The organism is Pacificimonas flava, assembly GCF_000342165.1.
GTDB lineage: Bacteria > Pseudomonadota > Alphaproteobacteria > Sphingomonadales > Sphingomonadaceae > Pacificimonas > Pacificimonas flava.
In genome coordinates this window covers 1-11,296 of record NZ_AMRV01000025.1, presented here as the reverse complement: position 1 = coordinate 11,296, position 11,296 = coordinate 1, and the positions used below count along the sequence as shown (strand labels likewise).

The following is an 11,296-nucleotide window of genomic DNA, read 5'->3' as shown; positions in this document are numbered from 1 at the left end:
CCCTGAACTCATGGAGCGAAGGGGCAGCAGGGAACGCTTCATCGTCGCACCCATGGCGGACCGGATGCTTCGGACCGATCCGGAGTTGCGCCGGGCATTCGAGGAACGCCTAGCGGCCGATCCCGCCTTTGCCGGTGATCCGGATGCGCGGCTTCAATGGTTCGCCGACCGATCACCCCATTTGAAGAGCGGCGGGACCGTCTACCCGATCAAGCGCGAAGCTGCGCGACGGTAGCGACTTCGTCCTTAGAAGCTGATGACGACACTTAGCGTATCGGAATAGCTGCCTGCGGGGGGCGTCGCCTGCTCGGGGTTCACGCGGATCAAATAGGTCTGGAGCTGCTTTGGAGTCAGCGCTCCGCTGCCCTGGAAACCCAGTGTCTGGGGCGCCTCCCAGATCGTCGTGCCGTCCGGCCTGAAGATATTATACTGTAGCGAATTGCCGCCGGGCCCGGTCATCTTTCGCCAGGGGCGCGTCGTCCCGGCACTTCCGCTTGTGAAATTCATTCGCGGCGCCGAACCCTTCGTACAGTCGACGAGAATATTCTGCGTCACCGCAGGAAACTGACTGGCGAGCGCCGCTGTGCCGAAATCGACATTCGGAGCGCTGATACGGCAATCGTTCGCCACGACCATGGTCACGTTTATCATGACCGTGAACTTTCCTGTTGTGTATGAAGGCACGCAAATGAGGGGCGTGACCTGCACGCCGTCGCAAACCGCGAAATCCCAAGTCACCGTAAGCGTGTCGGTGTACGTCCCGGCCGCGATGTTCGGCGTGGATAACAGCCGCCCGAAGAGCGGCGCCTGAAACGTGCTGCCACCCCCGATCCCCAGAAGCGAAAGGAGACTGGAATTCATGTAGTTGAGAGCGACGCCTTGCTGAAATACGATCGTGCCGCCGGGATCTGCGGACAGTTGATAGTCAACCTGCTCGTTCGCTGCCGACCTCAATTTGAAATGATTGCTGCTGGTGATGGTGGCCTTGGCGTAACTGCCGCCCAGAAGGCCTAGGAAGCTGCCCGAACAGGTCAGTCCGGCAAGCCCTGCGGCGGTCGCAACCGCGTTCGTCTGGATATCGTAAGACGGCGCGGAACCGAAGCTGAGGCCTGCAGCCGATGCAGCGCATCCCGCCTTCGCTGCTCCGTGCCAGGCGCCGCTCGCGGCGAAGATCATCATCATGGCGAAGACTAGGCGGCGCATGCGAACGGCCCCAATTGCGCGAGTGGAGATATGTCATCCGGGATCGCGACGCTCACCTTGCATTCGGGGCCGCTCCTGCGCTTCACTTCGAGCACCATGTCGTCGCTGGCATTCTCGATGAAGACGATCCCGTCCCAGCCCGTCTGGAGATCTTGCGATGCGTTCACCGTCACGCGTTCCCCTGGCGGAAGCGGCTCACCCGCGGCATCGGTGAGGAGAACGGTAATGCTCCTCGCCTTGCGAACCGGCATGCGAACGACCGCGCCAGCGCCCCTTGCAAAGGCCGCTCGGCGCTCTGTCGCCTCCACCGAATGGTCGAGCGACAGAGCAAGCGTATCGAGGGAAAACCGCACAGGAAGGTAGGACGGCACCGACGAAATCAGAAGGTGACCATTCCTGTTGGTCTTGCCGGCGTAGCGATTTTCGAAGGTGACACCCACACCCTCCGCCTCGGTTGCCACCACGGCGAACGACTCGCCGATGCTGTTGGCGAAGAAGGCGGAGCCGTCCATGAAGACGACAGACCCGGTGGTCGACGCCCATGAAAGGGTGTTCCCATAGGCAGTGGACGCGCCGAGCTGCATCTCGTTCACGGCGGTGCGGAGACGCAAATTCCCCTGCCCGTAAATGTCGCCGTCTTCGTTCGCGGCGACGTCCACGTCATAGCCCCAGCCGCCCTCGAACGGTGCCGATCGGCTGTGACTTGCCTCGACAAGTCCGCCGCGACCAGGCGAATGACTGACCGCGCCGCTCGTCGTGGTCGCGCCCCAGGGTATGACGAGCCGCATTTGCGCATTCACGTTTCCGCTTTCGAATTCGGTGTCCAGCCCCAAGACAAGGCTGGCCTGCCTGCCGATCGACCGGGTGTAGGTGAGAGAGGCCAGGCGGGCGGGGCGCTCTGCGGCGGCCCTGACGGAGATCAACGCCGCCCCGAAGCTGCCGATGCCCCTGAAGTGACCGCTCGCGATCAGGCGATCGCTGACATGCCGGGGTTCGATGTTTCGGAGATCGAATGATCCAAGATCGCGAAAGTCGGCGCCGCGTTCGTTGTGCTGGAAGGAAAGTCCGAAGTTTCGCGACCTGTAACTATATCCGGCCGACCATTGCGTCGTCGTCCGTCCTTCGAAACTGCTCAGGGCGACGGAGGCGTTGACTGTGCCGACACGGAAGGGCGCCGCGACCAGCCCGGCGCCGGCAAGCGCCAGGCCGCGTGCCGCTTCGGCATGCGCCTCTAGCGTCAAATGCTGCGTAAGTCCCGTTCGGAGGCTGCCACTGGCGGCCATGCCACCGTAGCTGAAGCTCCTGAGACCATAGTCCTTTCGGACGAACCCGATTTCCGCGGCATAGTCCGAAAGCCCCGGTCGCAGCAATTCTGACGAGACGTAAAAGGGCACGGAGGTCGAAATCTGCCTGCCGACCGCGTCCGTCGTGACGACCGTGGCTTCACCGGCGCCGTTGACGACCGGAACGTCTTCCAGAACGAACGGCCCCGGGCTCACCTCGGAAGACTGCTGGCGAAATCCGTCGACGAACAAATCGACGGAGGACGGAAGACTGGCCATTCCACTGAAGCGGGGAAGCGGCACGGTCACGAGATCGGGTCGCAGCCGGAAATTCCTGGCGATCTGCAATCCGCCCAGGCGGACTGAACTGGACCAGGGAAGGGAGCGCGTGATCAGGTCGCCCGCTGCGTAGGACAGGGATTGGTCCGGATTGTCGGCGATCAGCCGTGTGTCGTACCGTAAGTATCTCGCCCTGGTCCGCGAAGAGGTTCTTGCGATGCCGGAATTGGACAGCGACCCTCTTGAGCCGAACAGCCGCTGTTCGGTCCAGAGCGAGGCTTCGGAGCGGTTTTCACTGTGCTGCAAATACAGATCGTAATTTAGCGTGACGCCCGTTCCCGCCTCGCTTTCGATGCTGGGAACGCCGTTTTCCGCAAGCCGCTGAACAGGCAGCAAATCAGGGCGAATATCGAGTGCAAGCGTCTGGTTCGCGGCGTCATAGCGCGTGTAAACGCCTTCGACCTGCGTCAGGTCGATCTCGCCTGCGCCGCCAATATTCAGGCCCGCGCGTCTGAGAATCGAGATGTCGACATATTCGTGCGCCCCATCCAGGCGAAGCTCCACCAAGTCTCCCGTGGCCTGCCCGTTGACGACGAGTTCAACGTACAAGGGTGCAATCGCCGGCTGTTCGGCAGCAGCCGTCACGGAGCAACCGACAACAAAGAGAAATAGGAGTATGTAACGAGCGTAGCCCATCGAACATTGCGCGGTTCGGCGCTCAGGCGCTCGTCGCCAGAGTCACGTCGTGTCCGTTCAGGTTCACGATGAAGGGTCTGGTCGTGGGCTCTTCCAATGGGAGTTCCCAACGCATCGAGGCGCCGCCGAGGACGTAGCCGACCAGACCAGGAATAAGCATAGTATTCGCGCCGGCGCGGGCGGTACGAAGATCCAAAAGACGCGCATGACCGGCGCCATTATTCTTGATCACGAGGTAAGTTTTGCCATTCGCCATCTCGATCCGGGAGGTTAGCTCCGGCTTGGCTGCGTCAAGTGACGCTCCGTACACGAACAGGGGAAGCGAATAGCGCATCTGTACGGCGATCTGCGCCCGGGGTTCCGCCGCATCTCCATCCTCGGTGGCAGGCGCGGGCAATTCGTCGATGAGAAGGCGAAAGCTCTTCTGCGGCGCCGAGCGGTCGACAGTGCCGCGACGAACGACACGTACAAGCTGGCGATCACCAGGTTCCACCACCGCGATAGGCGGACTGACGGCGATATCGTTCTGCTGCTCGTGGACCTCTTCACCGCCAGACTGCAGCCATCGCAGCGCACGCACCTGCAGCGTGATCGGGTCCTGGCCCTTGTTTTCGAGCCACAATGCGGATGCGTTCTGGTCCGCGGTGATGACCGGATCCACTGGCCAGATCACCACCGCTCCTGCGAGCGCAGCGCCGGGTAAGCAGGCCGAACCGGTCGCCAGAACGTGAAGAAGTGATTTGAACATTCAATATTCCCTGGCCTACCAGCTTACGGTGATGCGCACGGTGTCGCTGTAGCTGCCGGCGGCGACCGGTTTCGAAAGGACGGTGGTTGCCCGCAGGAGTAGCGTCTGCCGCGACGTGCCGGCGGGAAAGGAAATCGAGATTCCTTCACCCGCCCAAGGCGTTGACGCGCCATTGGCGAAAAGGAGGTATGGGATCATGGTCTGACCCGTACCCATATGCGCCATCCGCCGCTGACCTCCGGAGGGATGAGCCCCAAGATCGGCAGTAACCGTGGTCGTCGTGCCCGGCGTGCAGTTCAGTTGCAGACCGGCCTTCTGGCCCAGAAGCAGTTCGGCTTCAGCCGTCCCGCCCGTAACGCCGTTCAGCGAACCCAGATTGATCGCACCCCACGCGCCGGCAGCCCCCGTCTCGACGAAACAGCCATTTGCAATCGAGGCCGAGACCGTGAACAGTTTTGCAAGTTCAGCGCTCGCGGTCGCCGGTAAGCCGAGAGCGAACGCTGCAGCGACGAGCCGGCGAACGAGCAGCGCCATACATCACCAGCTGAGCGTGACTTGCACCGTGTCCACATAGGTGCCGGCTGCCAGCACCCGCCCCCCCGCTATTCGTTCGCGCATAGATCGGCTGCGTGAAGGCGGTGCTCGTCGCTGTTCCAAGACTGATTTGCTGCCCGATCGCAATCTCGTTCGTCCGGGCGGCGTCGGTGAACAGCCGATAGGCGACGGCGTGCTCGCCGGACGCCATGTGGCGCAGATTGTCGGTGTCGTTCGCGCCGGAACCGATCGTCAAGGCAGGTGCCAGCCCAGGGGAGCAAAGAACCGAGATGCCTTCGACGCCGGCTGAAGGGACGAGGACAGCGTCGACATCACCGAAGATTCCGGGCTGCGCGGTGAATGTAATGTCGCCCAATTGGCCCAATGAGCCGGTGGTCGCGGTCCCGCCATTGACGGCGCAAGCGGCCGAAACATTCAGCGAAACATTTACGGTCCCACTTAAGGATCCCGCAAGAGCCGGCGACAACGATACTTGGGATATAACCAGAATGGCAGAATAACATCCAATATGGCGCAAAAGGAAACTTCTCATGGTCACGTATCCAAATCAATAGGGAGTACGTATATATTGCAGATTCAATAAAGTTTCCGTTAATGTGCCAGTTTATTGCGGCATATTGCTTATGATATACAAAGCTTATGTATGAAGCATAAGTACGTATCCGTAACGAACGTGTCTATTCTTGAGTTTCGAATCATAGAGCATGATGAGAAAGGGTGCCTTATTTGGCGCTAAAGAGGGGTTTCCGGCTTCGTCTGGATTGATCGGCGGTTCAGACAGAGGGTATGTTCCGGCTGCGTACCGGTGCATTCCACGACAACAAGTGCAGTGCCGCGGTTTCACTGCGCAGGCGCGGTCGCCGGATTGTCCAGCACGGCACTTGCGGCCTCTTAGGCTCGGCGGTATGGGGACGCCATTCATCGGACCCGGCAGCGCCGGGTGGCTCGGCCCGGCGCCTATCCCCGGGACAACCTTTCAGACCGGTTCTTATAAGGCGGCATTTTGATTGTTGCTGAGCGGCGCTTCCAGCGTCGTGCCGGCCTGTGAGTCGTGTGAGGGTTCACATGTTCGATATGTCCGCGCTCAGGCGCGAATGGCTTTCCAATCCCCGGCGGGATATACTTGCCGGGATCGTCGTGGCGCTCGCGCTTATTCCCGAGGCGATCGGCTTTTCGATCATCGCGGGTGTCGATCCGCGAGTCGGCCTGTATGCGTCCTTTTCCATCGCTGTGATCATCTCGCTCGTTGGCGGTCGCCCCGGAATGATTTCGGCCGCGACCGCCGCGGTGGCGGTCCTCGTGCTGCCGCTGGTTCGCGAATACGGGATCGATTATCTCTTCGCTGCCACGATCCTGATGGGCGTGATTCAGGTCGCTGCCGGATTCCTGCGCCTTCACCTGCTGATGCAGTATGTGTCGCGCTCGGTTATCACTGGCTTCGTCAACGCTCTGGCGATCCTGATCTTCATGGCGCAGTTACCCGAGCTGACCGGTGTTCCGATGCTGACCTATGTGCTGGTCGCGGCGGGTCTCGCGATTATCTACCTCTTCCCGCGATTGACCAAGGCCGTGCCATCGCCGCTGGTCGCGATCGTCGTGCTGACCTCGATCGTGATCTACGCTGGGATGGACGTGCGCACGGTTGGCGACATGGGCGAGCTGCCCTCTTCGCTCCCGGCCTTCCTGATCCCCGACGTGCCGTTCACCTTCCAGACGCTGCAGATCATCTTTCCCTATTCGGCGACGATGGCGGCGGTTGGCCTGCTTGAATCCATGCTGACCGCGCAGATCGTCGACGATTTGACCGACACGCCGTCGGACAAGCAGCAGGAGATGAAAGGTCAGGGCATCGCAAATTTCGTCACCGGCTTCCTCGGCGGCATGGGCGGCTGCGCCATGATCGGCCAGTCCGTCATCAACGTGAAGTCGGGCGGCGAGGGGCGGCTCTCGACCTTCGTCGCCGGCGTCTTCCTGCTGTTCCTCCTGCTCGTTCTCGGCCCGCTGGTGGCGCAGATCCCGATGGCTTCGCTGGTGGCAGTGATGATCATGGTTTCGATCGGCACGTTTTCCTGGCGCTCGATCCGGGACATCCGCCATCATCCCTGGCAATCCTCGGTCGTGATGATCGTCACCGTCGTGGTGGTGGTCTGGACGCATGATCTTGCCCGGGGCGTTCTGGCCGGCGTGATCCTCTCTGGCCTGTTCTTCGCCAGCAAGGTGAGGCGGCTCTTTACCGTGGCGAGCGAACTGTCGGCCGACGGGCGTACACGCATCTACCGCATAGAGGGGCAGGTGTTCTTTGCCTCATCCGACCGCTTCGTCGAGGCCTTCGACTACAAGGAAGTGCTCGACCGGGTGGTCATCGACGTTGAGCGCGCGCACTTCTGGGATATCTCTGCGGTGGGCACCCTCGACAAGGCGATCCTGAAATTCCGCCGCGAAGGCACCTCGGTCGAGGTCGTCGGCCTCAATCCGGCAAGCGCAACAATGATCGAGCGTTATGCCGTTCACGACAAGGCAGGCGCCGAGGCGAAGATGGGCGGGCACTGATGGGAGACAAAGCAATGCATAACGTGCTCGCCGCAATCGACGCCTCAAGCTACGCCGAGAGCGTCTGCCGCTATGCCGGGTGGGCGAGTGGGCGTCTGGGGCTGCCGGTCGAACTGCTGCACGTCGTTCAGCGCCCGGATCCGGTAACGGCTCGGCGCGACCTGTCCGGGGCGATCGGACTGGGCGTCAAGGGCAAGCTGATGGACGAGCTGGTGAGGCTGTCCGAAGAAAGCAGCAGGATCGACATCGAACGCGGCCGTGCGCTCTTATCCGCAGGCGAAACGATGCTGCGCGAAGCGGGGGCGGTAAACGTCGTGACGCTTCATCGCCACGGCGGCATCGTCGAGACCATCCTGGAGCGTGAGACGGAGGCACGCCTGGTGGTGATCGGCAAACGCGGCGCGAGCCAGGAGTTCGCCAGCGACCATATCGGATCGAAGATCGAGCGCGTCGTCCGAGCCAGCGAGAAGCCCGTACTTGTCGCCTCGCGCAGCTTCGCCGAGCCGCGCCGGATTGTGTTCGCCTATGATGCCGGCCCTGCCGCCGAGCGCGCGCTGGAACGGCTTGCCAACTCGCCGTTGTTCGCTGGGCTGCCGGTGACGATCGTGATCGCCGATGCCGATGCGAAGCGGGAGCAGCTCGACCGGGCAGTGGAAAGGATCGCGCCGGGACGTCAGGTCGACGCGGTTCTTGAGGCCGGTAAGGCCGAGGAGGTCATTCCGAACCTCGTCTCGGCGCGCGAGAGCGCGTTGCTGCTAATGGGTGCCTATGGCCATTCGCCGATCCGCAGGATGATCGTGGGCAGCACCACGAGCGAGATGGTTCGAACGGTCACGGCGCCGGTGCTGTTGGTGCGGTGATAGGGGCGCGCGCCGTGCCTGAGACGCTCGCGCAATCCCCTGTTCAGAGCCGGTAGATGGCCCGAAAGCGGAAGCGGATATCGTCGCTGTCGGTTTCGAAGGGACTGTCGATATGTAGCGGGATCGCGAGTTCCGCGCCCAGGTCCAGATCGCCCGTCAGCCAACGTGCACCCAGGCTGGCGGAGGAAAGCGATTGGGCGGCGAGGCCGTCGATGCGGCGATAATCGGCCATGCCCGCCTCCGCGAGGGCTGAGAGGATCACGTAATCCCGGCCCTGGCTGACGGGTATGGTGTTGCTGATCGTGATGCTGCCGCCGATGCCGTCGTCGCCGGAAATGTCGCCGTCATCATAGGCGTGACCGAGGATCGCGCCGCCGAGGAAGAACTGCTCCGACGACAGAAGCGGGCCGCTGGACAGCTGCCCTGTGCCGTCCAGATCGAGTTGCCAGTTGGCGCTGAGTTCGCGGCGATAGCCGGCGTTGACGCGAAGCGTCGTAAAGCCCGGTTCAGCATCGGGGCGAGAGCTGAGAGCTTCGCCCGCCTCGGTCGCGCCAAGGACCGAAAGCCCCTGGCTCAAGACTGCATCCATGCGGATACGCGCATCGCGCGTTCGGCGGTAGGAATAAACGCCGGCGCGGGCAGCGCGGATGGAGTCCTTTCGCGACATGCGGCCGTCGCGTTCAAACTTGTTGTCACGCAGGTCTAGACCAACCGTCAGCCAGGTGCCGCTATGGCGTTCACGCCCGAGCGGCGTTTCGAACCGGACACCGCCGCGCACGCTGCGTCCCGTGCCGTCGACGCCACCCGGTTCGATACGGCTGGCGCCGATATCGAACCCGATACGGTCGCCACCGCCGCCCAGAGCGAATTCTCCATCGAGCGCACCGGTGACGAACTCCTGCGGGCGATCCGGCACCGTGGCGATACGCAGTTTCCATTCGTCCCCGGGCGCGAGCAATCGGTTGGTCGAGAACAGACCATAGGCGCGAAGCGGACCGACCGAGTCCGATCCATAGCCGTCGAGTACGAGGAAATTGTCGGCGTCCTCCTGCGTGACGTCCACCTCCAGCGCGTAAAGGCCGGCATTCGCGGCCTCGGGAACCAACTGCGCATTCACCTCGCCGACCTCCGGCAAATCCTCCAGCATGAGGACCGCATGCTTGAGACGGCTGGCGTCCCACGGGCGGTCGGCGGATGCGAAGCTGAAGAAGGCGTCATATTCCGGGGCGGCCTCGTCGCCGCGCGTGATGCGCACCTCCCCGATGCGTCCCTGATCGACCTGAAGGCGCAGAATGCCGCCTCGCGCGGCTTGCGGCGGGATCGTGACACGGGTCATTGTATGTCCGGCGGATTCATAAGCGGCGGTGACAGCGCCGAGCAGATCGAGCAAGTCCTGCGGCCCCACCAGGGTCGCAAGATAGGGTTCATATGCGGCCGTTACGGCCGGCGGCACCGGCCCCTCGCTCCCCGCAATCTGTACGCCGCTGAGTACAAACGGCCGGACATCCGGGGCGGCGTCCGCAGGCCGAGCGGGCTCTGAACCGACGTCGATCTGCTCCTCCACGTCGGCTAGGCCCTCTTCGACGCGCGCAGCGTTGAGCGCCGCCGGGTTTTGAGCGGAAGCGATATCGGGAGCGAATACGCTGATTAGAGGGAAGCTGAAAAGCCCCATGGGAAGGCTTTTGGCGAAACGCAGCATGAACACTCCACAGAACGAAAATCCTGTGCCCGAACCTAGAAACGACCCTCTAACAAATTATTGAGAGCGTGGAATATTTCGTATGAAGAGCCGTTAACCTCATGTCGATACGGGGAGTTAACGAAGGGCGTGTGATGCCGTGCGATGATCGCCGTCCGACTGTCCGGATGGTGCTTTCGCTTCGAACGCAGGACGCATCCGCATGATTTTCGCACGTCTCTTCGGTTTCCTTGCAGTTCTTCTGTCGTGGAGCGCGTCGGCGCTGGCCGCCCCGGATTGGCAGATTACCGAGGTCACGGGCGACGTCATCGTCGCAAGGGGAAGCGGTGAACAGCAGCCGACCCAGCGCGGAACGCTCCTGAAGCCGGGCGACATGCTTCGTACGGGGCCGGGCGGGCGCGCTGTCGTGACGCGGGGTGAGGAATATGTGATCGTGGCGCCGGGCTCGCAGCTCCGCCTGCCCGAAGCAGGAAACCCGCGATCCTTTGGCCAGATTCTGCAGGATCTTGGCACCGCATTGTTCAAGATCGAAAAGAAAGCCACACCGCATTTCGAGGTGCGTACGCCCTATCTCGCCGCCGTCGTGAAGGGCACGAACTTCTCCGTCACGGTGAACAACGGGGAGGCGTCCGTTCAAGTGACGGAGGGATCGGTGTCCGTGGAGGCGCTGGACGGCTTGTCCTCGGTGCTGCTGACGCCTGGCGAGATCGCGGTTGCGCGAACCGGTGGGCCGGTCGAGGTGCTCGATCCGAATGCGCCTCCGGCGCCGGCATCGGATACGCCAGCCGACGCGCAAGGTGATGAGCCGTCGGCGGAGGCGGACAGCGAGACGCCGGCAGACGCCGCCGCTACAGACGAAGACGGCGGGGAGACTGTCGGTCAGCAGGGCGAAACCGTCGAGACGGCCGGCGCGGAGAGCGCGTCAGCGTCCACGAGCGTCAGCGAAGCGGGGACGACAAGAAGTACGGTTTCGCCGCGTATTCGCAGAGCCATTTCCTCGCCTCGTACGAATATAGCAGACGTCACGGACGGCCTCGTCACGGAGGTCGCGCAGCCGTCGGGCTCCGCCTCTCCGGTGCAGATCGCGGCGGTGGACGCTGCGACCACCAGACAGGTGGTGCGCGACACCCTACCGGGCGGGGAGGATACGGGTGGGAGCGAACCGCCGGCGCCTCCAGCAGAGCCGACCGCACCCGATGAGGGCGACAGTGGCGGCGACGATCCGGTCGCACCGGAGGTACCCCCCGTAAGTCCGGAAATGCCGGATGAGGGCAATGGTGGCGGCCAGCCCGACACGCCGGGCAACGGCAATGGCGGCGGGAAGCCGGACCTGCCGGGCAACGGCAATGGCGGCGGGAAGCCGGACCTGCCGGGTAACGGCAATGGTGGCGGCCAGCCCGACACGCCGGGCAATGGCAATGGT

9 protein-coding genes, 1 pseudogene and 1 other annotated feature are annotated in these 11,296 nt (G+C 62.9%); of the genes and pseudogenes, 4 read left to right on the top strand and 6 right to left on the bottom strand.

Annotation, left to right across the window (positions count from 1 at the left end; genetic code table 11):
• A pseudogene (locus C725_RS16580) lies at nt 1–235 on the top strand (carboxypeptidase); the annotation flags it as partial.
• An 11-nt stretch (nt 236–246) separates the two neighbouring features.
• Here the strand turns inward: C725_RS16580 and C725_RS14820 are convergent.
• From C725_RS14820 to C725_RS16980, 5 genes are all read right to left on the bottom strand, one after another.
• A complete protein-coding gene (locus tag C725_RS14820; RefSeq protein WP_008603984.1) occupies nt 247–1,203 on the bottom strand; it encodes a Csu type fimbrial protein in 957 nt (318 codons plus the stop codon).
• Complete coding sequence (locus C725_RS14815; protein ID WP_160165738.1) at nt 1,191–3,410, bottom strand: fimbria/pilus outer membrane usher protein; 2,220 nt, start codon at nt 3,408–3,410, stop codon at nt 1,191–1,193. The genes C725_RS14820 and C725_RS14815 overlap by 13 nt, the downstream gene beginning before the upstream one ends.
• Before the next feature lie 73 nt (nt 3,411–3,483).
• Nucleotides 3,484–4,209: a fimbrial biogenesis chaperone gene (locus tag C725_RS14810; RefSeq protein ID WP_038283724.1), complete on the bottom strand. Its 726-nt coding sequence runs from the start codon at nt 4,207–4,209 to the stop codon at nt 3,484–3,486.
• A gap of 15 nt (nt 4,210–4,224) precedes the next feature.
• Nucleotides 4,225–4,743 (bottom strand): spore coat protein U domain-containing protein, encoded by a 519-nt coding sequence (locus tag C725_RS14805; protein WP_008603981.1) that lies wholly within the window; start codon nt 4,741–4,743, stop codon nt 4,225–4,227.
• Entirely contained in the window at nt 4,673–5,296 is a 624-nt protein-coding gene (locus tag C725_RS16980; RefSeq protein ID WP_078056333.1) for a Csu type fimbrial protein, read from the bottom strand. Before C725_RS16980 ends, C725_RS14805 begins: the two co-directional genes overlap by 71 nt.
• A 388-nt stretch (nt 5,297–5,684) precedes the next feature.
• Nucleotides 5,685–5,738, top strand: a sequence feature (sul1 is cis-regulatory element that is thought to sense ions involved in sulfur or methionine metabolism; They are found in Alphaproteobacteria).
• 91 nt (nt 5,739–5,829) lie between these two features.
• Here C725_RS16980 and C725_RS14795 point away from each other — a divergent pair.
• Entirely contained in the window at nt 5,830–7,314 is a 1,485-nt protein-coding gene (locus C725_RS14795) for a SulP family inorganic anion transporter (protein ID WP_008603980.1), read from the top strand.
• The gene (locus C725_RS14790; protein ID WP_243442769.1) at nt 7,314–8,174 is read left to right on the top strand and encodes a universal stress protein; all 861 of its coding nucleotides are present in this window, start codon (nt 7,314–7,316) and stop codon (nt 8,172–8,174) included. Before C725_RS14795 ends, C725_RS14790 begins: the two co-directional genes overlap by 1 nt.
• Before the next feature lie 43 nt (nt 8,175–8,217).
• On the opposite strand, the gene C725_RS14785 is transcribed toward C725_RS14790, so the two are convergent.
• Nucleotides 8,218–9,873 (bottom strand): POTRA domain-containing protein, encoded by a 1,656-nt coding sequence (locus C725_RS14785; protein WP_008603978.1) that lies wholly within the window; start codon nt 9,871–9,873, stop codon nt 8,218–8,220.
• A 202-nt stretch (nt 9,874–10,075) separates the two neighbouring features.
• On the opposite strand from C725_RS14785, the gene C725_RS15565 reads away from it, so the two are divergent.
• On the top strand, nt 10,076–11,296 hold a 1,221-nt coding region (locus C725_RS15565; RefSeq protein WP_200858622.1), incomplete at its 3' end, for a FecR family protein.